Origin of the sequence: Ornithinibacter aureus (assembly GCF_009858245.1) — a bacterium.
Taxonomy (GTDB): domain Bacteria; phylum Actinomycetota; class Actinomycetes; order Actinomycetales; family Dermatophilaceae; genus Fodinibacter; species Fodinibacter aureus.
Genome location: NZ_VMSB01000001.1, coordinates 561893 through 584284, shown reverse-complemented (window position 1 = coordinate 584284; position 22392 = coordinate 561893). Strand labels below are relative to the sequence as shown.

Genomic DNA, 22392 nt, shown 5'->3' with positions numbered 1-22392 from the left:
GGTCATTCATAAAGAGTTCACGCTCGAAAATAGGTCTTCTCGCCTCTATGTCCGATCGCACCTTCGAAGGTGCGACACCAGTCACATTCTTGAACTCTAGCGCGGCCTTCGTCGGCCATGAGGTACTTCCAGATACAATTGCTATGACCGACATGTCTAGAAGTCCTCTGGAAATGAGGGGTCGTTCGGTCTGCCGCAAGTTTCATTTTGCCAATTTCCACCATGCCAGCGAGTAGAGTGCTCATTCCAGGTGGCGGGATAAATATTGTTCGCATTGTCGGCGATATGCGGGTGATCCAGCGCGTTGTGCATGTGATGGCCCCTCGATAGTTTCGCCATTGAACTGCGGACGTCTGCCGGCAAGTATGTCAGCACGCTGCTGAGAGGTCCAGTTGCGCGTTCCTGGCTGGCCCGCGCGAAGAGTATTATGCCTCTTGGCTCCAGAAGCGGTTAACGCCTTGGTTGCGTCGATTGTTGAACCTTCTATCCCATTGAAGATGCTGTCGACCGGTTCGGGCCATCCTTCCGCTGTCCACGTCGACCAACAGCTCCCATCCGTGCCCCGACCTACGTCCGACGAACGGAACGTCAGCGCGCGCTGCGAGAGTCTGGGCTGCTTGGTAGGGACTCTTCCCGTCGCTCCGCGCGGGCGCTGGGGTCGACCGACCTCGTCGCGAACGACCCCGTCGTGTTGGGGCCCCGCCCACCACGCAGATCGCCCGGCGTAGCGTGCCCATGGCTCGGCGGGCTTATCAGCGTGGAGGAGGCTAAGTGTTTTCAAGGGCGCCCGTGACACGTTCAGTCGCCAACTCAGTGTGAGCGTCACGTGCTGATAGTCGCGCTTGTCTGCGTGCCCCAGGACCCCACCTGGGCCAAGAAATGCCTTGGTTGCCGCAATGCGTGAGAAGGCGAACCGCAGTTCCAAAGCCCGTGGGGTAGTGGGCCAGACCGACCGCAGTGTTTCAGCTGATGCAATACGCAGACTACGAAATGACATAATGTTGATTATCGGCGTTGCGCCCTGACGGTCCGATTGGGCCTGGCAGCGCTTCCGGATCATGGTTCGACGGCCACGCCGTACTGGCCACGCGCGAACGCGAGCGACACCGCGTCGCGTGGGCCCACCCACCTGTTGGCGCGCGACGACCTCAGCGCCCTGTCCACGGTGGTCTCCGGCCTGTCGACCCGCGCCGTCATCGACCTCGTCGAACGGCTGAGCACGCGCCAGCGAGCCGTCGTGTACCGCCTGTTGCCCAAACAGCAGGCGCTCGACGTCTTCGAGGCGCTCCAGCCCTCCCTCCAGGGTGAACTCGTCCAGGGGGTGCAGGACAGCGAGGTGGTGGCCCTGTTCGCCGACCTCGACCCCGACGACCGCATGTGGTTGATCGATGAACTACCTGCCACGGTCGCGCAGCGACTGCTGCAGGGACTGCCGGACGACGAGCGACGACTCACGGCCGCGATCCTCGGCTACCCGCACGAGTCCATCGGCCGGCGGATGAGCCCGGAGTACGTGGTGACCCACCCGCAGGACAGCGTCGGACCGACCTTGGCCGCGGTCAGGCAACGGGTGGCCGATGCCGAGACCGTCTACACCCTGCCGGTGGTCGACGAGGAGCGTCGGGTCATCGGTGTCGTCAGCCTCCGGGACCTTCTCGGTGGCGCGGACGACGACGTCGTCGGATCACTCATGGCCCCGGAACGTGAGGACTCCGAGGACCTCGCCCGCCAAGGCGGTGTCGAGCCGCTCCAGCGCCCATACCTGTCCACGCCGATCACGAGCATCGTGCGCTCGCGCGTCGTCTGGCTGTTCGTCCTCGCCGTCGGCGCCTCCTTGACGGTGCAGGTCCTCTCGGTCTTCGAGGACACCCTCGAGGAGGTGACGGTCCTGGCGCTGTTCGTCCCGCTGCTCATCGGAACCGGTGGCAACACCGGGAACCAGGCCGCGACGACGGTCACCCGCGCGCTGGCCCTTGGTGACGTGCGTCCGGCAGACCTGTTGGCCGTGCTGCTGCGCGAGCTGCGGGTCGGCGTGCTGCTCGGCGTCCTGCTCGGAGCCCTGGGCTTCGCCTTGACCAGCGTGTTCTACGACGTGCAGGTCGCCACCGTCATCGGGCTGACCCTGGTGGCGGTCTGCACGCTCGCCGCGACCAACGGTGGCGTCATGCCCCTTGCCGCCCGGGCCATCAAGGTCGACCCCGCCGTCTTCTCCAACCCCTTCATCACCACCTTCGTCGACGCGAGCGGGCTGATCATCTACTTGCTCATCGCCCGCGCGGTGCTTGGCCTCTGAGCTCCACGACTCCCCCACGCGGGCACGATGGTCAAGCCTTCCACGTTCTCGGGTGACAATGGGCCCTCGATCGGGTCTCGGCAGTCAAAGGAGCAGCAGGGTGAGTGCGTCGTCCAAGGGCAAGAGTGGTGCTCGCGCAGGTCGGGCCAAGGTCGATGAGCTGCGACAGGCGCAACAGGCGAAGGAACGCCGATCGCGCCTGATCCTCATCGGTGCCGTGACCACGGTCGTGGCCCTCATCGCCGGTGCCGTCGGCTTCACCGTCTGGCGCGACGTCTCCACGCGGCCGTCACTGGATGCCGTGAAGAGGTTCGATGTGACCCGCGAGCACACGACCGAACCCGTGACCTACGAGCAGAGTCCGCCCGTCGGTGGCGATCACCACCCCGCATGGCTCAACTGCGGTGTCTACCCCCAGCCGGTCCCCGATGAGCTCGCGGTGCACTCCCTCGAGCACGGCGCCGTGTGGGTGACCTACCGCCCCGACCTGCCGGCCGACCAGGTCAAGGCGCTCGAGGACGCGATCCCCGACACCTACATGGTGCTCTCCCCTCGTGAGGGCCTCCCCTCCCCCGTCGTCGCCAGCGCCTGGGGCACCCAGATCGAGCTGACGGGCGCCAGCGACCCCCGCTTGGAGGTGTTCATCAAGGAGTTCCGCCAGGGCCCGAACACCCCCGAGCCCGGCGCGGCCTGCACCGGCGGCAGCGACGGCGAAGTGCCGACCACCACCGGGTGAGGCAACGGTGAACGGTTCCTCGCTCGGTCCCGCGGCACCGGCCGCGAGCCGGACCACCCTCGTGGTCGTCGCCGTCGTCGCGGCGCTGGTCGGTGCCCTGGGCGCGTCGTGGTTCATGCACACCCGCAACTCGGCACCCTCGGACTTCGGGGCCGACGCCGGCTTCTCGAGGGACATGCAAACGCACCATGCCCAAGCGGTCGAGATGGCGCTGCTCGTGCGAGAGCGCTCCGACGACGAGGAGCTGCGAACCGTGGCCTATGACATCCTCACCAGCCAGCAGCAGCAGGCTGGCCAGATGTACGGCTGGCTCGTGCAGTGGGGCCTTCCCCAGACCGGCAGTGGCGAACCGATGGCGTGGGTGGGCGACGAGCACGCCAAGGCGCACACTCGTCCGGACGGAACCATGCCGGGAATGGCGACACGTGCTCAGCTCGACGAACTGCGCGCGGCTGAGGGCCTGGCTGCCGAGCGGCTGTTCCTGACCCTGATGATCGCCCACCACGAGGGTGGGGTCGCCATGGCCGACGCGGCGCTGGCCCAGGCCCGAACCAGCGAGGTGCGCACTCTGGCCGCCGCGATCTCGAACGCCCAGGCCTCGGAGATCACGCTCCTGCAGCGCATGCTCGACGAGCGCAGCTGAGCCCCGGTTCACGCCCGGCCGCCTCTTCACTGCGCTGGCCGCCTCCTCACCGCGCGGGTCGCCTCTTCACCGCGCTGGCCTCCTCGTACCGGCTCGCGACACCCCCTCCGGCCCGGAAGAAGCGTCGGCGCAAGGAGCCCTCCACCTCGACCTCGTCGCCCACAGTGCACCTCGAGGCCCCGCGCCGCGCCCTGACCGACCAGCACGCGACGTCGATGGTGTCGACGGTTGCGCCCCTGGCTCGCCGAGGAGGGCGGGGCACCACCACCCGAACCATGACCACGCCGTCCCCCACTGGGACGTTCGCGCGGCTCCCCCACCGCCGATACCCGCCCGACCAGCGGCACCACGTTGACCTCGTCGCCCATGCCCTGACCCCCCATCGTCCACCGCGTGCTCCTCGGTCCGAGGCGCATTCCCGGCCGCGACCCCAGCCTGCTGCTCCCAGCGCCGCTGCGCACCCCTCGCGACTCGGCTGTGGATGACGACCCTCGCCCTGCGCCTCTGTGGACGACAGGCCGCCGTTCGTTGCGGAAATGAGTTCACCGAAGCCGTGGTCGACCGGCACCTGAGCGCCTAGTCTTGACTCCGTCGGACAGCAGGGGCGTCGACGTGGTGCCCCGCGATGCCACGATCTGTCGTCAGGAAGGCCAGGCACGTGCTCTGGGCACACAGGATCGGGACCGCGGTGGGGGCCGCGGCACTCGCCGCTGCCCTCGTCGGGACGGTATCGACAGCCGCTGCGCAGTCGCCCGCGACGGCTCGGCTCCCCGGTGTGTTCGCCACCGACCCGACAGATCCGGTCCCCACCGAGGAGCCGTCGCCCACACCCAGTGTCGAGCCGACACCGACACCCACCCCTCAGACCAGCAGCACACCAGACCCCGCGTCGACTCCGGGGACCTCCCCGTCCCCCAAACCCACGCCGAAACCGAGCGTCACCCCGATCCGCCCGGCTGCCCCGATCCGACCGCCGGCCCGTTCGAGCGAACCCGGTAGACAGAGTTCCGGCGGCGGCACCGGGGGGGTCGTCGACGACGCTCCGCTCACCGGCATCTACCTGAACTCGCAGATCGCCGAGGCCGATCGCATCACCGCCGCCCTGTCGGCGAGCACGTCGAAGGTGGCGGTGGCCACCCGCAAGATGGATCTGCTGGCCGAGAAGTCCAACGCCCTGCTCGAGTCCATGGCAGCGGCGAGGGAGAGTGAGCGAGGGTCCATCGAGGAGGCGGCGCGCGCCAAGGCCGACCTCGAGGTGCTGGACGCCAAGCTCGAGAAGGCGCGAGACGTGGTCCGCGAGTGGGTCTTCCTCGTGTACTCCGGCGGCGCAGGCAGTTCCGACGTCGCGTTCATGATCGAGGCGATGGCGTCGCGAGCCGAAGACATCGGCGATCCCCTCGGTGACCTGTCCTACCTGACCGAACAGCGCACCCGTGCCCTCCAGGACGTCCGGGTCCTCACCGCGGAGCAGGTCCGACTGACGGCCGCCTCAGAGGCCGCGGTCACCGAGGCGGCGGCCGCGACCGCGAAGATCCAGTCGGAGAGCTCCGCCCTCACTGAGGTCGTCGCCGCCCAGCGTGAACTCGTCGGTGAGCTGCGGGCCCTTCAGATCGAAGAGGTGGAGAAGGCCGGCCCGATCGCCGCGGTCCTCGTGGGCGCCCGCTCCCCCAAGGCCAAGGCCGCAGCCGAACGCCTGCGCGACGCACTCTTCGCGGCGTCCGGTGAGGTCACCGACATCGGTGAGCCATGCACCGACGACACCGGCCTGTACCCCAACGGCCTCTACCCGCCGAGTGCCCTCTGCCCGCTCTGGGGCGCGCCGGGAGAGAGCCTCAGCCCCGCGGCCGCTGCGGCGTTCAACGCCCTGAGCAAGAGCTACGCGGCACAGACGGGTGAGCCGCTCTGTGTCACGGACTCGTATCGTTCGCTCGCGGGGCAGATCGCCATCAAGGCCAAGCGTGGTCACTTCGCGGCGACACCCGGCACCAGCAACCACGGGCTGGGTCGAGCACTCGACCTGTGTGGTGGGGTCCAGGACTTCAGTTCTCCGGCACACCGCTGGATGAAGCAGAACGGGCCGCTGTTCGGCTGGTTCCACCCCTCGTGGGCTGCTGCCGATGGTCGCAAGCCCGAGCCCTGGCACTTCGAGTTCGCCGGCTGACCCAGCCGGCCGTCAGCTCACGCTGTGCTCGCCGTGCTCCTTGACCGGCAGCATGACCGCGAACCCGGCGGCGAGGATGAGCACGATGCCCAGGATCCCCCAGTACTGGGTGTTCTCCTGACCGGTCACCGCGGCACCGATGGCGATGAACACCCCGAACGCCGCGGGTGACAGGAACGAGACGACGCGTCCCGTCGTGGCGTACAGGCCGAAGATCTCGCCGTTCTTGCCCTCGGGGATCAGGCGTGCCAGGAAGCTTCGCGACGCCGCCTGGGCCGGCCCGACGAACACGGTCATCAGGAGGCCGAGCACCCAGAACGTCGACGGCCCACCGTCGTGCAGGACGAAGATGGCGATGCCGAGGATGACCAGGGCCCCGAGCGAGATGAGGATGACCCGCTTGGGGCCGAGCCGGTCATCGAGCATCCCGAAGCCCATGGTCGCGAAGCCGGCGACGATGTTGGCGGCCGCGCCGAAGACGATGACGTCTCCGGCGGACAGACCGAACGTCCCGGCGGCGAGGATCGCCCCGAAGGCGAACACTCCCGCGAGGCCGTCCCGGAACAGCGCTGAGGCGAGCAGGAAGTACACGGTGTGCCGCGAGGTGGTCCACAGGCCCCGGATCGAGGCCCAGACCAGGCGGTAGGAGTCCTTCACACCCACGCGAGGTGCCTGGGGTCGTGGCCGGTCCTTCAGGACGAGGAAGGCGGGGATGGTGAAGATCAGGGTCCACAGCCCACACAGGAGCATCGACACCCGGATGTCCATGCCGTCGGTGTCGGTCACGCCGAACAGGCCGACCTCGGGCTGGATGAGGAGGAAGTACAGCGCGAGCAGCACGATGATGCCGCCGAGGTAGCCCATCCCCCACCCGAAGCCGGACACACGCCCCACGGTCTTCCCCGTGGCCACTTGGTCGATCGTCGCGTTGTAGTTGACCCCGGCGATCTCGGAGACGACGGAGCCGACCCCGAGCAGGATCAGCCCGACCCACAGGAACGCAGGCTCGGGCTTCACGACGAACAGCGACGCGGACAACCCCGCGAGCAGCCAGGTCTGCAGGCGCAGGTTGCGCACCGTGCGCCCGGAGCGGTCCGAATTCTGCCCGAGGACCGGGGCCAGCAGGGCGACGAACAGCCCGGCGATCGCCGTCGAGATGGCCAGGGCCGTCGACGTCGCGTTGGTGGCGCCGAAGCTCGAGCTCGTGATGTAGACGGAGAACACGAAGGTCGTGATGACCGTGTTGAACGGTTGGCTCCCCCAGTCCCACATCCCCCACGCGAAGATCTTGCGCTTCGAGGTGGGCCCGGCCACGTCGAGGGCGGTGGGGCCAGCGGCGTCCATGGCTCCGGCGGGGGCAGAAGAAGTCGTCACAGCGCTGACGGTAGCGATAGGCTGACCGCGGGGGAACGTGCAACACGGGATTTGAGCACCCGTACCCAACTGACTGGCACGTTGTGTCCGTTCAGCCGAAGGATCGCGCGAGACTGTGAGTGCGCTCACGTCGAACCTTCGACACCACCTGCTCCTGGCGGAACAACGCCCGGCATCCGGGCGTTGGATGCGCTAGACCCGGTCGGGGCCACCTACCGATCGGGACACCACAGACTCGGGAGTTACCCATGGCAGAACGTAGCCTGCGCGGCAGCCGTCTCGGCGCCCTGAGCATGGAGACCGACCACAACGTCGTCCCCAGCGAGCGCAACATCACCACCTACCTGTGCCCCAACGGGCACTCCATCGAGCTTCCGTTCTCGGTCGAGGCCGACGTGCCGCACACCTGGGAGTGCCGCTGCGGGGAGGACGCCAAGCTCCAGGGCGGTGGCCCGCCGCCCGAGCTCAAGCCCGTCAAGCACGTGCGTACCCACTGGGACATGCTGCTCGAGCGCCGCTCCATCCCCGAGCTCGAAGAGCTCCTCGAGGAGCGACTGACCCTCCTGCGTGAGTCGCGTGGTGAGCGTCCGCGCAAGCGCAAGTCCGCCTGACCTCAGCGTCAGGCCTCGCGACCCGGATGCCGGGCACCCCACCGTGGGTGCCCGGCATCCGGCATGTCGTGCGGTTTCACTCGGCGGGGGAAGCCCTGACTGTGCGGGGGAAGCCTTGTCGGGTGAGGTGACGAGTTATCGGGTGACCCGATAAAGCCGTCAGGAGTTGTCCGAGTCGACGATGCGCCCCTCGACGACCTCGCCCTCGACGACGTCCGGGCGAGCACGCCGGGGTGGCGCCGAGGGCCCAGGACCACCGGGCCACTGCCCCACCGGTCCGAGCAGCCGCGCGGCGACGACAGCCTGCAACCAGGCCCGGGTGATCGGGCGGGTCAGCGGCAGGATGAAGAAGAAGCCCACGAAGTCCGTGACGAAGCCCGGGGTGAGCAGCAGGGTGCCACCGATCAGCACGAGAGCGGCGTCGGCGAGTTGGCGACTGGGCATCTGGCCCGTGGTCAGGGCATCCTGCAGGGCTGCCCAGGTGCGGGCACCCTCACGCTTGACGATCCACGCCCCGAGCATCGACTCGAGGACGAGGAGCGCCAGCGTGGGCCAGCCGCCGATCACGCGGCCCACGGCGATGATCGCGGCGATCTCGATCACGGGGATGATCAGCAGGGCGAGGAAGACCCAGCGCACCACCCGGGGACGCCGTCGACCGCGGGCGGCGTACGGTGTCGCGCCCGGCCTGCTCACAGCGAGTGCCACCTCGGCTGACGCGCCCCTCCCACGAGATCGCGCACCTGGGTGGCGCGGTGCCGCACGCCCCACCCGGTGATCCGGCGCAGCGACTCGGTCATGACGGCGCGACTCATCTTGGAGTCCCCGACCTCGCGCTCGACGAACGTGATGGGGACCTCTACGACGCGCAGCCCGCTGCGCACCGCGCGCCACGTCAGGTCGGTCTGGAAGCAGTAGCCCTGGGAGGCGACGTCGTGCAGCCCCATGGCGCGCAGGGCGTCGGCGCGATACACCCGAAAGCCGGCCGTCGCGTCGTTGACGGGCATTCCGAGCAGCATCTTGACGTAGAGGTTGCCGCCGAGAGAGAGAGCCTTGCGGTGAAGGGGCCAGTTGACGACCGCGCCGCCGGGCACCCAGCGTGAGCCGATCACGGCATCCGCGTCGGCTGCGGCCGCGAGCAGGGTCGGCAGGTGCTCGGGTCGGTGTGAGCCGTCAGCGTCGATCTCGACCACGGCGTCGTAGCCGCGCTCCAGGGCCCACTCGAAGCCGGCGAGGTAGGCCGCGCCCAGGCCCTCCTTGCCGGCCCGGTGCAGGACCTGCACCCGCGGGTCGGCGGCGGCGAGCGCGTCGGCGACCGCCCCGGTGCCGTCGGGCGAGTTGTCGTCGAGCACGACCAGGTCGGCGTCGGGCACCACCTCACGCAGGCGCGCGACGATGACGGGCAGGGTGTCGCGCTCGTTGTACGTCGGGATGAGGACGGCGACACGCTGGATCGGCGGACGGGTGGGTTCAGACAACGGTGTGGTCCTCGCGGGGTCGGATCGACGGTGCAAGAACCCTAACGCTCCGGCGGCTGCGCATGCTCCCCACGACGAGCGCGAGCAGCAGGGCCGCAGACAGCCACTCCGGCACCGGCCCCAGCCGGTCCGAGGGTGAGAGCTCGTCGCGCACCACCGGTGTCCCGATCTCCTGCTCGGCCGTGAAGAGCCCGGTCTTTCCCGACACCGAACCGTCGGGGGCGATGAACCCCGACACCCCCACGGTGGACACGTGGGCCACCGACCGACCGTGCTCGATCGCGCGGATGCGGGAGATCGCGAACTGCTGCTCGGACTCCGCGGTGTAGCCGAACGTCGCGTTGTTGGTCTGGACGACGAGCAGGCTCTCCTGCTCCCCCGCGGCCAGGACGCTGTCGCGCATCAGGCCGTCATAGGCCACCTCGAAGCAGATCGTCGGCAGCGCGGCGTACTCACCCCCGGACGAGGGCACGGTGAAGACCCCGATCTCGGATCCCGCGACGAAGTTCCCGGCGAGGTCGACGGCCGAGCTGAACCGGCGGAAGAAGTCGCGGCTCGGCATGTACTCGGCGAACGGGACGGGATGCAGCTTGGTGTACCGCTGCGGATCGACCCCCTCCCCCGTGTAGAACAGCGACACGTTGGAACTGGCACCCACCGGTTCGGCCAGCACGGCGCCGATCAGCAGGGGCACCCCCACGGCGGCGCGGGCCCGTTCGACCTGTGCTGCGGCGTCGGCGTTGCGCAGGGGGTCGATGTCCGAGGAGTTCTCCGGCCAGACGACCAGGCTCAGGTCCTCCGGTGCCCGCGAGGCCAGCAGTTCGGTACCGCGGACGTGGTTGTCGAGCACCGCGCGTCGTTCGGCGTTGAAGTCCAGCCCGGCCTTGGGCACGTTGCCCTGCACGAACCCCACCGTGACGGCGCGGCCGCCCGTCGGCAGCGGGAGCAGACCCGCGCTCCAGGGGAGCACGCTGACCGCGAGCCCGATGAGGAGCGTGTCGCGTCGCCGCTCCACCAGGGCGGATGCCGTGACGAGCAGTCCCGCTCCCACGGTCGCGACCGCGAGGGTCACCCCCGGGGCGCCGAGCCAGCGAGCCACGTGGGCCAGCGGGCTGTCCGCCTGGCTGAACGCCAGACGGGCCCACGGGAAGCCGCCGTACGGCGTGGTGCCTCGTGCCCATTCCTGCACGACCCACCCGAGCGGGACGACCGCGACGGCGAGGGTCCGGTGCCCGGCATCCACGAGGCGCCGCCCGGCGAAGCCGACCACCCCGGACATCGCGGCCACGTAGAGGGCCTGCAGCGTCGCGAGGGCGAACCAGGGCAGTGCCCCGACGTAGATGCCCGACCACGACAGCGTGGGCACGAAGAAGGCCAGACCGGCGAGCATCCCCAGAGCGGCACCCCGCCGTCCCCCGGCGGTCAGGGTCGCAGCGCCGAGCAGGGCCACCCCGACCGGTGCCAGGAACCACAGGTGTGCATCCGGAAAGGCCAGCCACAGGCACAGTCCGGCGGCGAGGGCGGCTGCCGGGCGCGCGGTATACCGAAGGGGGGTGGGCACGCGCCCACGGTAATTCACCGTCCGTGTGAGCGTGGGGGCGCCCCGGCCGGAGTCATCGTCGGTAGACGTCTCGGCGATGCGCGATGGAGACGACCTCGACCACGAGGAGATCGTCCAGGATGCGGTAGACCACGCGGTACTCGCCGCGACGCGCCGAGTACGCGGGGGCCAAGGGTTCCCTCAGCATCCGGCCCACGCGGTGCGGGTTCTCTCGAAGGGGGCCCGAGATGAACTCGAAGGCCGCAGCGGCCACCGATTCGGGCAAGTGCTGCTCGAGCGCCCGACGGGCCCCCGCCGTGAGGACGACGCGGAACTGCTGGGTCACGGACGCAGGCGTCCTGCCGCGGTCATGGCGCGGCGGACCTCATCCAGGTCAGAGACGGAGCCGGCCTCCAGGTCGGCGATTCCCTCGCGGATCGCGGCGACTTCGTCCGGGCTGCTGAGGATGTCGAGGGTCTCGAGCAGGCTGTCGTAGTCCTCTGCACTCAGCAGGACCGCGACGCGGTCACCGTTGCGGGTGACGTCGAAGCGCTCGTGCGTGGTCACCGCGGACTCCACGAGCTTGGAGAGGTTGGCCCGTGCATCGGCCAGGGACAGCGTGGTCATGCACAGAATTCTAGCGCGCTGCCTGGTGGCTCACGTCGGAGGTGGGACCACCACGACCCCACGGGCCGTCGTCGCGACCACCGGCGACTCCAGGACGTCGGCTGCAGACTCGCCCCGCTCGGGGGCGCCGCGACCGACGACGCGCACCTCGAAGTCCATCTCGCGCGACCGGCTCCCCACGCGCACGAGGGTCGCCGAGATCTCGATGACGTCGCCGGCGCGCACGGGGGCGCGGAACTGCACGTCGGAGTACGACGCGAACAAGCCCTCGTCGCCATCGGTGCGGATGCACATCTCCGTGGCCACGTCGCCGAAGGCCGCCAGTGAGTAGGCCCCGTCGACGAGGTTGCCCGCGTAGTGGGCGTGCGAGTAGGGCACGTAGCGGCGGTGGGTGACGACGAGGCCGACCTCGGCGCGGCTTCCGGTGGAACTGCTGCCCGTGGGACGACCGCCGGTCGAGCTGTCGCCGGTGCGTTCGAGGCTCATCGCTGGCTCCCTCTGGGGTCGGGTTCGGTGCGCGGGGTGACGAGGGCGTGCACGAGGTACGAGGCCACCTCGCCCGGGGTGGTGCCCCGGCCGAAGATCCGGTCGACCCCGAGGCTGGCGGCCGAGCCCTCCTCGAAGCGTGGGCCGCCGACGACGAGCAGCGGCACCTGTCCCTCCGGGAAGGCCTCGCGGAACGCGGCGGACATCGCCTGGGTGTTGTGGATGTGGGCGTCCTTCTGGGTGACGACCTGCGAGACGAGCACGGCATCCGCCCGCACCTCGCGCGCCGTGTTGACCAGGTCGGGCACGAGCACCTGGGCACCGAGGTTGTGCACCGTCATCTCGCGGTAGTACTCCAGCCCCTTCTCCCCGGCGAACCCCTTGATGTTGAGGATGGCGTCGATCCCGACCGTGTGGGCGTCGGTGCCGATGCACGCACCGACGACGACGAGCTTGCGGCGCAGCCGCTTGCGGATCTCGGCGTTGGTGTCGCGGGCGGACAGCAGGGGGAACTCGCGCTCGTGGACGACGACGTCGCGCACGTCGACGAGGTGGGTGACCGAGCCGTAGACGACGAAGAAGGTGAAGTGCGGGCCCATCGCCTTGGCGTGCACGAGCAGCGCCGGCTCGAGCCCCATCTTGGCCGCGAGCTGCAGTGCCGCGCCCTCGGCCCGCTTGTCATGCGGCAGCGGCAGGGTGAAGGAGACCTGGACCATGCCGTCGCCCGTGGTGTCGCCGTACGGGCGCACGATGGGGCCGGGCTCGGCCAGGCTCGGCTCGCCGGGCAGGGCGTCCTCCATGCGGCGCTCGGCGCCGTGACGGCGGCTGCGGCTGCGGGCCTCCTGGGCCTCGGTGCGGGTCATCGGGTCTCCCCCGTCTCGAGCAGGTCGGTGGCCGGGTTGAGGTAGCCGTCGGCCTTGCGGACGACGCCGTCGAGGCCCTTGCCCTTGGTCGGGGGCCGCTTCATCGACCCGAAGGTACCGTCGGCGATCGCCGCGAGGAGCGGTGGCACCCCTGCGGTGCTGGTGTCGGTGACGATGGTGTCGAGCAGCTCGACCGCCTCGCCGAGCACCTGGCGGGCCCGGGTCTGGATGAGGCCGTCTCGCGGAGGGTGGAAGTCCTCGGTGAGGCCGCCCGCGGCATCCATGACGTACCGGACGTTCTGCAGGGCGAGGTCACGATCGGAGATCCACGGGGTGACCACGGCCTCGGTCATCATGCCGACGAGGAGGATGCCCTGACCGGTCATCGCCCCGGCGAGGTTGAAGAAGCCGTCGAGCAGGTACCCGCGGAAGATGTCGCCGGTCATGTGCTTGGTCGGCGGCATCCACTTCAGCGGCGCCTCGGGGAAGAGCTGGCGGGCCAGCAGCGCGTGCGCGAGCTCGAGGCGGAAGCTGTCCTTGACCGTGGGGTCGATCTCGAACGCGTGGCCCAGGCCGAGCTGCCAGTTCTCCAGCCCCGCCTCCTTGGCGAAGTACTCGTTGAGCAGCTGGCTGACCGTGACCGTGTGGGCGGCGTCGACGGCATCCGCGGTGGTGAGGTAGTTGTCCTCACCGGTGTTGATGATGATCCCGGCGCGGGCGTGCACCTGGCGGCTGAAGCGCTGGTCGACGAAGGTGCGGATCGGGTTGATGTCGCGAAAGAGGATGCCGTACATCGAGTCGTTGAGCATCATGTCGAGCCGCTCGAGCCCGGCGAGCGCGGCGATCTCGGGCATGCACAGACCGCTCGCGTAGTTGGTCAGGCGCACGTACCGGCCGAGCTCTTTGCTCGTCTCGTCGAGCGCCGCGCGCATGAGGCGGAAGTTCTCCTGCGTCGCGTAGGTGCCCGCGTACCCCTCACGGGTCGCGCCCTCGGGCACGAAGTCGAGCAGGCTCTGGCCCGTGGAGCGGATCACCGCGATGATGTCGGCACCCTCGCGCGCGGCGGCCTGCGCCTGCGGGATGTCCTCGTAGATGTCGCCGGTGGCGACGATGAGGTAGATCCAGGGCTTGCGTGGCGGGTTGCCGTGGCGGGCGATGAGCCGGTCACGCGCCGCTCGCTGGCGGTCGATGGTGCGGATGCCGCGCGCGATCGCCGTGCGACCGGCCCTACCCGCCGCCGTGGCCGCCTTGCCCTGCGGGACCTCGAAGCGCACCCCCCCGCTGGCGGCCTTCTGGGCCAGGGTCAGCAGGTCGGGTGCCTCGCCGCGGCGCAGGGCGTCCCAGACCGGGAGGGTGACCCCGTGCTCGAGGCCGACGCCCTCACGCACGGCGTCGACGAGGTGGTTGACCCACGGCACGTTCTCGTGGTCGGCTCCGGCGAGCCCGGCCAGGCGCAGCGTCGCCCGTTCGACCGAGACGGTGGTGTGGCTGCGGGCGAGGTCGACGACGGGCTTCCCGGCACGTCGGGCGAGGGTGCGCGCACGACGGACGGTGGCGGCGTCGAGGTCGAGGATCTGGCGTGGGCGTGAAGACACAGGGTCAATCTAGCAAGGTTGGCGCAAGTATTTCGGCAACTCTGGATTCAGACGACAGTATCTGTGGTGCCTGTCGCTGTTGGTCCAGACGTCCTGAAGGTTCACGCCTCGTGCAGCACCAGCCCGTCGCGCAGCGTGCGGCGGCAGGTCGGTCGAGGGGCACCCTCGGCGACGAGAGGCACGCCGTCGGGCCCGGCATCCACGACGTCCCACACGGCAAGGGTCGCCGGGGCTCCGACGCGCAGCACGCCGCCCACCTCGCGTGCGGCGGCCCAGCCACCGGCGGTGTGTGCGGCGATGGCGGACCGGACGTCGAGGCGGGCAGCCGGCTCGTGGTGCAGCACCGCGCCCCAGACCGCGCCCCACGGGTCGAACGGTGTCACCGGGGAGTCGGACCCCAGGGCCAGGGCCACCCCGGCCTGCTCCAGCTGCGCGAACGGGTTGGTGCCCGGCACCCGGGCAGCCCCGAGGCGTTCGGCGTACATGCCGTGCGGCCCTCCCCACGCGGCGTCGAAGGACGGTTGCACGCTCGCGACGACGCCCAGGCGCGCCATCCGGGCGATTCCCTCGGCGTCGACCATCTCGGCGTGCTCCAGCCGCGGCCTGGTGGCCCGCACCGTGTCGAGGCCCACCAGGCCCGCCGCGGCCTCGATGCCGTCGAGCACGGTGTCCATCCCCGCGTCGCCGATGACGTGGAAGCCGCTCTGCACGCCCGCGGCCGCGCAGGCCGCGACGTGGTCCCGCACTCCGGCGGCCGTGCGGTACGCGGTGCCCGAACACCCGGGGTCGTCGGCGTAGGGCTGGCGCAGCAGGGCCGTGCGCGAGCCGATCGAGCCGTCGATGTTGAGGTCACCGGCCAGCCCGGCGGCCCCGTGCAGGGCCGTGAGGGCGCGGGCCTGCTCCGGGTCGGTGACCGGCTCGGCCCAGTACCCGACGGTGCGCGTCAGGCCGGGGCGGGTCCCGAGGTCGAGCACGTCGGCGAAGTCGTCGGCGCTGGTGAGCAGGGGTCCCCCGCACTCGTGCACCACCGCGAGCCCGACGGCCGCGGCCTCGCGCAGGGCAGCCTCGATGTCGTCGCGGCGCTGCTGCCGGCTGCCGGCTGCGTCGAAGGCTGCCCGCGCGGCGTTCTTGGAGTCGCGGGTGACGAAGCCGGTCTCGGTCCAGCCGGGCATCCCTCTCGCCGCGGACATCATGGCGAGCGCACTGGAGACCACGGCCGAGTGGCCGTCGACCCGCGATGCGTAGACCACTCCCCCGTAGCTCGCCCGGTCGAGTTCGGCGGACGTCATCGGGCGCCCCTCGACCCACGCCTGTTCCTGCCACCCGAACGCGAAGATCGGGCGACCGCCGTTGCGACGGGCGGCATCCTCGATCCGCCGCAGGGCCTCGGCGACCGAGGTGGTCGTGCCGAGGTCGACACCGCGCAGCCCCATGCCGGTGTGGGACAGGTGGACGTGCGCGTCGACGAAGGCCGGGAGCACGAGCCCGCCGTCGAGGTCGATGACCACGTCGACGCCATCGCGGTGGCTCGCCGCGCCCTCCTCGTCGCCGATCCACGCGATCCGCCCGTCACCACCGACGACGAGCGCGGTGGCCCCGGGCTGGTCGGGGGTGTGGACGGTGCCGCCGCGGTAGAGCGTGGTGCTCACAGCGCGTGGGGCAGGCCGAGGACCTCGAGGGTGGCGCGTGCGATCTCGCGCTCCTCGTCGGTCGGGACCACCCAGACCTCGGCCCGGCTCTGCTCGCCGCTGACCCGTCGCTCGGGTGGCCCCCCGGCGTTCGCGGCGGCGTCCAAGGCGAGCCCGAGCACCTCCAGGCCGTCGACGACGGCGGCCCGCAGCGCGGCGCTGTGCTCGCCGATGCCGCCGGTGAACACGAGGGCGTCGAGGCGACCGAGCACGGCGGCATAGGCCCCCACGTACTTGCGCAACCGGTGCACGGTGACGTCGAACGCGAGCGTCGCCGCGGCATCCCCGGCGTCGCGGCGCTCGACGATCGTGCGAAAGTCCGAGACCCCGCCGAGCCCGAGCAGCCCGCTCTCGCGGTTCAGGGCGCGGTCGTAGTCAGATGCCGTGAGTCCCGCCACGCGCTCGAGGTAGCCCCCCAGCGCCGGGTCGACGTCGCCCGAACGGGTGCCCATGACCAGGCCCTCGACCGGGGACAGGCCCATCGAGGTGTCGACGCTGCGGCCGCCGTCGACGGCGCACGCACTGGCCCCGTTGCCCAGGTGCAGGACAACCATCCGCAGGTCCTCGACCTGACGGCCCATCAGGGCGGCGGTGCGCCGGGTCACCCAGGCGTACGAGCTGCCGTGGAAGCCGTAGCGGCGCACGTGGTGCCCCTCGCGCCACGCGTCGGGGACGGCGTAGGTGTGCGCGGCCGGTGGCAGGGTGCCGTGGAAGCCGGTGTCGAACACGGCGACGTGGGGCAGCCCGGGGAAGGCTTCCTGGGCTCGCACGATGCCCTCGACGTTGGCCGGGTTGTGCAGGGGGGCCAGCGGCGAGAGCACCCGCAGCGACTCCAGCACGACGTCGTCGACGACGACGGGCTGGGTGAAGCGTCGTCCCCCGTGGACCACCCGGTGGCCGATCGCGACGACGTGCTCGCCCACCCCGCCCCCGTGCTCGTGCAGCGCGGCGCGGGCCGCGGCGAAGGCGCTGGTGTGGGTGGGGCACGGCGCATACGACTCGTGACGGGAGATCTCTCCACCGAGGCCGATGCTGTCGTGCCGCATCCGGCTCGCCCCACCGATCTCGGAGACGAGCCCGATGGCCACCGTGCGACCGCTGGCGGCGTTGATCACCTGGTACTTCAGCGACGAGGAGCCGGCGTTGACGACGAAGACGTGCGGGTCGGTGCTCACGTGGTCTGCCCTTGGACGGCGGTGATGGCCACCGTGTTGACGATGTCGCGCACGAGCGCTCCTCGGGAGAGGTCGTTGACCGGGCGGTTCAGACCCTGCAGCACGGGGCCGATCGCGACCGCGTCGGCGCTGCGCTGGACCGCCTTGTAGGTGTTGTTCCCGGTGTTGAGGTCGGGGAAGACGAGCACGGTGGCGCGCCCCGCGACCGGGCTGCCCTTGAGCTTGGTGGCGGCCACGTGCGGGTCGACGGCGGCGTCGTACTGGATCGGGCCCTCGACGAGGAGGTCGGGCGCGAGCTCGCGCACGATGGCCGTGGCGGCCCGCACCTTCTCCACGTCGGCACCGGTCCCGGACTCTCCGGTGGAGTAGGACAGCATCGCGACGCGGGGCTCGATGCCGAACGCGGCCGCCGTGCGGGCCGACGAGATCGCGATGTCGGCGAGCTGCGCGGCATCCGGGTCGGGGTTGACGGCGCAGTCGCCGTAGACGAGCACGCGATCGGCCAGGCACATGAGGAAGACGCTGGAGACGACGGAGACGCCGGGGGCCGTGCGGACGACCTCGAGCGCCGGCCGGATCGTGTGCGCCGTGGTCGTGATGCACCCGGAGACCATCCCGTCGGCCCGGCCTGCGTGCACCATCATCGTGCCGAAGTACGACGGGTCGACGACCCGGTCGAAAGCCTGCTCGTGGGTGACGCCCTTGTGCGCGCGCAGCGCCGCGTAGGTGGCTGCGAACTCCTCACGCCACGGACTCGTCGCGGGGTCGACGACCTCCGCGGCGGAGATGTCGGCACCGAGCACCCGGGCCCGGTCGCGGATGACGCTCTCGTCCCCGAGCAACGTCAGGCGCGCGATGCCGCGAGCGAGCACCTGGTCGGCCGCGATGATGATGCGCTCCTCGGCGCCCTCGGGCAGGACGATGTGGGCCTGCGCCTCCCGGGCGCGCTCGACGAGGTCGTGCTCGAACATCAGCGGGGTGACCGCCCGCTCGCCGCCCTGGGCGTCGTCGCTCAGCAGGGCGTCGAGGGTGTCGATGCCCTCGGTGCGGTCGAGCAGGTCGGCCGCCGCCCCGACCTTGCGGGAAGAGGTCGCGGTGATGCGCCCCTCGACCCGCCCGAGCGCGGTCGCGGTGTCCATGGTGCCGAGCTGGCAGGAGACGATGGGCAGCCGCATGTCGAGCCCGGCGATGAGCCGGTCGATCTGTGGCGAGAGGGCGAAGCCCCCGTTGAGCACGAGGCCGGACAGCGTCGGCAGCGTGCGCGAGTGGTGGGCGAGCAGCACCCCGAGCACGACGTCGTCCCGGTCGCCGGGGACGATGACGGTCGAGCCCTCGATGAGCCGGTCGATGACGTGCGGCATCGACATCGCGGCGACGACCAGCCCCATGCTCTCGCGGTCGAGCAGGTCGGCGTCGCCGTGCACGAGGGTGCCGTCGCAGGCCGCCATGAGGTCGCGGACCGTCGGCGCCCGCAGCAGCGGGGTCTCGGTGAGGGCCCACAGCGGGAGGGCACCGAGGCGGGTGGTGAGGGCGTCGAGGGCGGCGGCACTGTCGTCGGAGCGAACCTGGTTGATGACCACCCCTCCGACGTGGGCGTGCACCGCGCGGGCCGCGGCGACCGCTGCCGCGGCGCTGGCCGCGAGTTCGGCGTGGTCGCGGTCGCGGGCGGGCGCGACGAGGACCAGGGGCGTGCCGAGGTCGGCGGCGATCCGCGCGTTGGTCGCGAACTCGGTCGGTGCGACGACGTCGGAGAAGTCCGACCCCACGACGAGCACGACGTCATGACCCTGGGCCATGGCGTGGAAGCGGTCGACCACGACCCCGAGGGCCCGGTCGTGATCGGCGTGCAGGTCGTCGTGGGTCACGCCCCACGCCAGTTCGGGTGCGAGGTCGCTGTGGGCCTCCTGGAGCAGCACCCGCAGCAACTCGTCCTGACCGCCGGCCTGGACGACCGGGCGGAAGACGCCCACCCGACCGTGCCGCCTCGTGAGCCGGTTCACGAGCCCGACCGCGACCGCCGACTTGCCCGAGCGGGCCTCGGTGCCGGCGAGGTAGAGCCCCTTCACAGGACCGGGGCGACGTGGGTCGAGATCGTGCAGCGGAGAGGGTGCATGCGCCAAGCCAACTAGGCAGAGCCCTGTTTGGGCAAGCCCTACCCGGCCGGGCAGAGCGCGTCGACCTTCGTGCTCACGTCGGAGAAGGCGGCATCGAGCTCGGACTGGGCCGCCGTGATCTTCGGGCCGATCTCCTCCTGCCCGTCGGCCACGGCCAGGGTGAGCGATTCGCTGAGGGGCGTCGGCCTTCTCGTTCAGCTCACCGACGGCGGCCGCGACCGGGCCGTCGGAGAGGGCGGACAGGCGGCTGATGTTGGCCTTGACGGTGGCCGCCTTGACCCCGAGGTCGGCGGCCTCGCCGCTCACGCTCGCCTTGACGCTCGCCGTGACCCTGGCTGCAGCGCTCGCCGCCGGCGCAGTGGTCTCGGTCTCGGAGGAGCAGCCGGCGATGAGCAGGGCGAGCACTACTCGCTCAGGCGTCCCTCGAACAGCGTTCGGACCGCGGCACTGCCCCGAACGAGGTCGAGGGCGAGGTCGGCGTGCCCGGGGACGTAACCGTTGCCCACGAGCATGCGGACGTCGGCGGCCAGGCCCTCGGCACCCAGCGCCGCCGCAGAGAAGCTCGTCGCCATGGAGAAGAAGATGATCGTGCCGCCCTGGGCGGTCGCGAGGATCGCCGGCTGCTCGCACCCCGGCACGTCGACGCAGACCACCGTGACGTCGGCGGGGCCACCGGCGGTGGCCACGGCATCCGCGAGGCCGAGCGGTGAGCGCGCGTCGGCGATGACGACCCGGTCGGCCAGGCCGCTCGTGGTCAGCTGGTCGGCCTCCCGCTCGAACGGCACGACGCCGATGAGGTGCCCGGCCCCCGCGGATCGCGCGGCGGCCAGGGACAGCGACCCCGACTTGCCGGCTCCACCGAGGACGACGACGGTGGGGCTCACCCCGCGCTCGACGTACTCCCCCACGACCCTGCTGACCAGGGCCGGGGCACCGCACACGTCCATGACCATGAGGGCGAGCTCGGGTGAGAGGTCCTCGGGCAGGCGGGCGGCGATCGAGCGTCCGAAGAGCACGGCGGTCCCGGCCGCCGGCACGCGCTCACTGCGACCGTCCCAGCGCTCGAGGCCGTCGGTGAGCTGAAGGGGCGTCAGGGAGAGGGAGACGAGCGTGGCGACCCGGTCGCCCACGGCGAGCCCGAGTGGCGACTGCGGCCCGACCTCGGCGACGGTGCCGATGAGCATGCCGCCGGACCCCGTCACCGGGTTCTGCATCTTGCCGCGGGTGGCGACGATGTCGAGCACCTCCGCGCGCACCGCATCCCCGTCGCCCGCGTGCTTCTCGCTCAGCTGGCGAAAGGATGCCGCGTCGAGGTTGAGCGTCTCGACGTCGATGCGGACCTCGTCGGGCCAGAGGTCGCCACCGGCGTCCAGGACGCGGGCCGCCTGCGGAAGAGCAGCACCGGCGGGGTCGACGACACGGTGCATGCCCACGGGGGACGAAGAGGTGGTGCGCACAAGAATCTCCTCATTGGCCGATACGCAGCCGCAGCATTTGCGGTCAAACGTGACTTTGACGGCATCCATTGCGTATCCTGCCACGCATGACGCAGATCATCGACCAGCCCTACGCCTACCGACGTCGCGAACTGGTCGAACCCGACTGGACCCGCCTGCCGGGGTGGCACGACGTCACGCCCGAGCAGTGGGCCGACGCGCAGTGGCAGCGGGCCCACTGCATCAAGAACGTCGCGCAGCTGCGCGCCCTCATGGGCGACCTGCTCGACGAGCGGTTCTACGCCGACCTCGAGCGCGACCAGGCCGAGCGCGCCACGATGTCGATGCTCGTGCCACCGCAGATGATGAACACGATGGTGCCCGCGACCGATGGCGTCATGCCCGGCGCCGGGGCCGCCTTCACCGAGGCGTTCTACGCGGACCCCATCCGCCTGTACATGCTCCCGGTGTTCAGTGACCGGCGCACCGACTGGCCGAGCCACCCGTTCTCCACGCGCGACAGCCTGCACGAGCACGACATGTGGGCCGTCGAGGGGCTGACCCACCGGTACCCGACCAAGGTGCTGGCCGAGATGCTGCCGACCTGCCCCCAGTACTGCGGCCACTGCACCCGCATGGACCTCGTCGGCAACTCGACCCCGCAGTTCACCAAGCTCAAGCTCGCGGGCAAGCCGGTCGACCGGTACGCCGCGATGCTCGACTACCTCCAGCGCACCCCGGGCGTGCGCGACGTCGTGGTCTCCGGTGGCGACGTCGCCAACATGCCGTGGAAGAACCTCGAGGGGTTCCTCGACAAGCTGCTCGAGGTCGAGACCATCCGCGACATCCGCCTCGCGACCAAGGCCCTCATGGGGCTGCCGCAGCACTGGCTGCAGCCCGACGTCGTCGAGGGCGTCGCCCGGATCAGCGCCAAGGCGCGCTCGCGTGGCGTGTCGGTCGCGATCCACACCCACGTCAACAACGCCCAGTCCGTGACGCCGCTCGTGGCACAGGCGGCCCAGGCGATGCTCGACGCCGGCGTGCGAGACGTACGCAACCAGGGCGTGCTCATGCGCGGGGTGAACGACACCGCGAAGGACCTGCTCGACCTGTGCTTCGCCCTCCAGGACGAGGCGATGATCACCCCGTACTACTTCTACATGTGCGACATGATCCCTTTCGCCGAGCACTGGCGCCTGTCGCTTCGTGAGGCCCAGGACCTCCAGCACGGGATCATGGGCTACCTGCCCGGGTTCGCGACACCGCGCATCGTGTGCGACGTGCCCTTCGTCGGCAAGCGCTGGGTGCACCAGGTCGAGAGCTACGAGACCGAGCGCGGGATGTCGTTCTGGCGCAAGAACTACCGCACCTCCATCGAGGCCGGCGACGAGCAGGCGCTGTCGCGCGCGTACGTGTACTACGACCCGATCTACACCCTGCCGCAGGCCGGGCAGGACTGGTGGCGCTCGACCACCGACCTCGAGGCGACCCACGAGGCCGCCCTCGTCGGCGCGAGCGCCAGCCGCGCGGCATCCGCCGCCGACCTGCTGTAGGGCAGCCGCTCCCCCGGCC

Annotated in this window: 19 protein-coding genes; 6 read left to right on the top strand and 13 right to left on the bottom strand. The window is 70.7% G+C overall.

The genetic code is table 11. The features are described 5' to 3' along the window. Positions 1-1132: 1132 nt before the first annotated feature. The 4 genes from C8E84_RS02825 (at position 1133) to C8E84_RS02810 (ending at position 5833) form a co-directional block, all read left to right on the top strand. The gene (locus tag C8E84_RS02825; RefSeq protein WP_246196739.1) at positions 1133-2293 is read left to right on the top strand and encodes a magnesium transporter; all 1161 of its coding nucleotides are present in this window, start codon (positions 1133-1135) and stop codon (positions 2291-2293) included. A gap of 100 nt (positions 2294-2393) precedes the next feature. Beyond that, entirely contained in the window at positions 2394-3029 is a 636-nt protein-coding gene (locus C8E84_RS02820; RefSeq protein WP_246196738.1) for a thioredoxin-like domain-containing protein, read from the top strand. A 7-nt stretch (positions 3030-3036) separates the two neighbouring features. Next, on the top strand, positions 3037-3672 hold the full coding sequence (locus tag C8E84_RS02815) for a DUF305 domain-containing protein (RefSeq protein WP_159899309.1): 636 nt from the start codon (positions 3037-3039) through the stop codon (positions 3670-3672). 658 nt (positions 3673-4330) lie between these two features. Further along, positions 4331-5833: a M15 family metallopeptidase gene (locus C8E84_RS02810; protein WP_159899307.1), complete on the top strand. Its 1503-nt coding sequence runs from the start codon at positions 4331-4333 to the stop codon at positions 5831-5833. A 12-nt stretch (positions 5834-5845) separates the two neighbouring features. Here the strand turns inward: C8E84_RS02810 and C8E84_RS02805 are convergent, their stop codons facing one another. Next, the gene (locus C8E84_RS02805) at positions 5846-7207 is read right to left on the bottom strand and encodes an MFS transporter (protein WP_246196737.1); all 1362 of its coding nucleotides are present in this window, start codon (positions 7205-7207) and stop codon (positions 5846-5848) included. Positions 7208-7455: 248 nt separating this feature from the next. Between C8E84_RS02805 and C8E84_RS02800 the strand changes: the two genes are divergently transcribed. After that, positions 7456-7818 (top strand): RNA polymerase-binding protein RbpA, encoded by a 363-nt coding sequence (locus tag C8E84_RS02800; protein ID WP_159899305.1) that lies wholly within the window; start codon positions 7456-7458, stop codon positions 7816-7818. Between the two features lie 159 nt (positions 7819-7977). Here C8E84_RS02800 and C8E84_RS02795 read toward each other — a convergent pair whose 3' ends face one another. The 12 genes from C8E84_RS02795 to kdd form a co-directional block, all read right to left on the bottom strand. Then, positions 7978-8514: an FxsA family protein gene (locus C8E84_RS02795; protein WP_246196736.1), complete on the bottom strand. Its 537-nt coding sequence runs from the start codon at positions 8512-8514 to the stop codon at positions 7978-7980. Further along, positions 8511-9296, bottom strand: coding sequence for a polyprenol monophosphomannose synthase (locus C8E84_RS02790; protein ID WP_159899303.1), 786 nt, complete (start codon positions 9294-9296; stop codon positions 8511-8513). Before C8E84_RS02790 ends, C8E84_RS02795 begins: the two co-directional genes overlap by 4 nt. After that, positions 9289-10857 carry an apolipoprotein N-acyltransferase gene (gene lnt, locus C8E84_RS02785; protein WP_246196735.1) on the bottom strand — a complete coding sequence of 523 codons (1569 nt, stop codon included), beginning with the start codon at positions 10855-10857 and terminating at the stop codon, positions 9289-9291. Before lnt ends, C8E84_RS02790 begins: the two co-directional genes overlap by 8 nt. 52 nt (positions 10858-10909) lie before the next feature. Next, positions 10910-11182 (bottom strand): type II toxin-antitoxin system RelE family toxin, encoded by a 273-nt coding sequence (locus C8E84_RS02780; RefSeq protein ID WP_159899299.1) that lies wholly within the window; start codon positions 11180-11182, stop codon positions 10910-10912. Continuing rightward, positions 11179-11463, bottom strand: a complete 285-nt coding sequence (locus tag C8E84_RS02775) for a type II toxin-antitoxin system Phd/YefM family antitoxin (protein ID WP_159899297.1) — start codon at positions 11461-11463, stop codon at positions 11179-11181. The genes C8E84_RS02780 and C8E84_RS02775 overlap by 4 nt, the downstream gene beginning before the upstream one ends. Positions 11464-11493: 30 nt before the next feature. Next, a complete protein-coding gene (gene kal / locus C8E84_RS02770; RefSeq protein WP_159899295.1) occupies positions 11494-11949 on the bottom strand; it encodes a 3-aminobutyryl-CoA ammonia lyase in 456 nt (151 codons plus the stop codon). Continuing rightward, positions 11946-12812 carry a lysine 5,6-aminomutase subunit beta gene (kamE, locus tag C8E84_RS02765; RefSeq protein ID WP_159899293.1) on the bottom strand — a complete coding sequence of 289 codons (867 nt, stop codon included), beginning with the start codon at positions 12810-12812 and terminating at the stop codon, positions 11946-11948. The genes kal and kamE overlap by 4 nt, the downstream gene beginning before the upstream one ends. Then, positions 12809-14407: a lysine 5,6-aminomutase subunit alpha gene (kamD, locus tag C8E84_RS02760; RefSeq protein WP_159899291.1), complete on the bottom strand. Its 1599-nt coding sequence runs from the start codon at positions 14405-14407 to the stop codon at positions 12809-12811. Before kamD ends, kamE begins: the two co-directional genes overlap by 4 nt. A 101-nt stretch (positions 14408-14508) precedes the next feature. Continuing rightward, positions 14509-16056: an amidohydrolase gene (locus C8E84_RS02755; RefSeq protein ID WP_159899289.1), complete on the bottom strand. Its 1548-nt coding sequence runs from the start codon at positions 16054-16056 to the stop codon at positions 14509-14511. Next, on the bottom strand, positions 16053-17270 hold the full coding sequence (locus tag C8E84_RS02750) for an acetate/propionate family kinase (RefSeq protein ID WP_159899287.1): 1218 nt from the start codon (positions 17268-17270) through the stop codon (positions 16053-16055). Before C8E84_RS02750 ends, C8E84_RS02755 begins: the two co-directional genes overlap by 4 nt. Continuing rightward, positions 17267-19336, bottom strand: coding sequence for a phosphate acetyltransferase (gene pta, locus C8E84_RS02745; RefSeq protein ID WP_211675354.1), 2070 nt, complete (start codon positions 19334-19336; stop codon positions 17267-17269). The genes C8E84_RS02750 and pta overlap by 4 nt, the downstream gene beginning before the upstream one ends. Before the next feature lie 452 nt (positions 19337-19788). Further along, positions 19789-20841 (bottom strand): L-erythro-3,5-diaminohexanoate dehydrogenase, encoded by a 1053-nt coding sequence (gene kdd / locus C8E84_RS02740; protein WP_246196734.1) that lies wholly within the window; start codon positions 20839-20841, stop codon positions 19789-19791. A gap of 86 nt (positions 20842-20927) precedes the next feature. Here kdd and C8E84_RS02735 point away from each other — a divergent pair, with 86 nt between their 5' ends. After that, on the top strand, positions 20928-22373 hold the full coding sequence (locus C8E84_RS02735; RefSeq protein WP_159899285.1) for a KamA family radical SAM protein: 1446 nt from the start codon (positions 20928-20930) through the stop codon (positions 22371-22373). Positions 22374-22392: the final 19 nt, after the last annotated feature.

Excerpts from the sequence above, each read along its gene's own strand:
- C8E84_RS02800 (WP_159899305.1), top strand. The coding sequence starts at position 7,456 with ATGGCAGAACGTAGCCTGCGCGGCAGCCGTCTCGGCGCCCTGAGCATG.
- C8E84_RS02775 (WP_159899297.1), bottom strand. The coding sequence starts at position 11,463 with ATGACCACGCTGTCCCTGGCCGATGCACGGGCCAACCTCTCCAAGCTC.
- kal (WP_159899295.1), bottom strand. The coding sequence starts at position 11,949 with ATGAGCCTCGAACGCACCGGCGACAGCTCGACCGGCGGTCGTCCCACG.
- kamE (WP_159899293.1), bottom strand. The coding sequence starts at position 12,812 with ATGACCCGCACCGAGGCCCAGGAGGCCCGCAGCCGCAGCCGCCGTCAC.
- C8E84_RS02735 (WP_159899285.1), top strand. The coding sequence starts at position 20,928 with ATGACGCAGATCATCGACCAGCCCTACGCCTACCGACGTCGCGAACTG.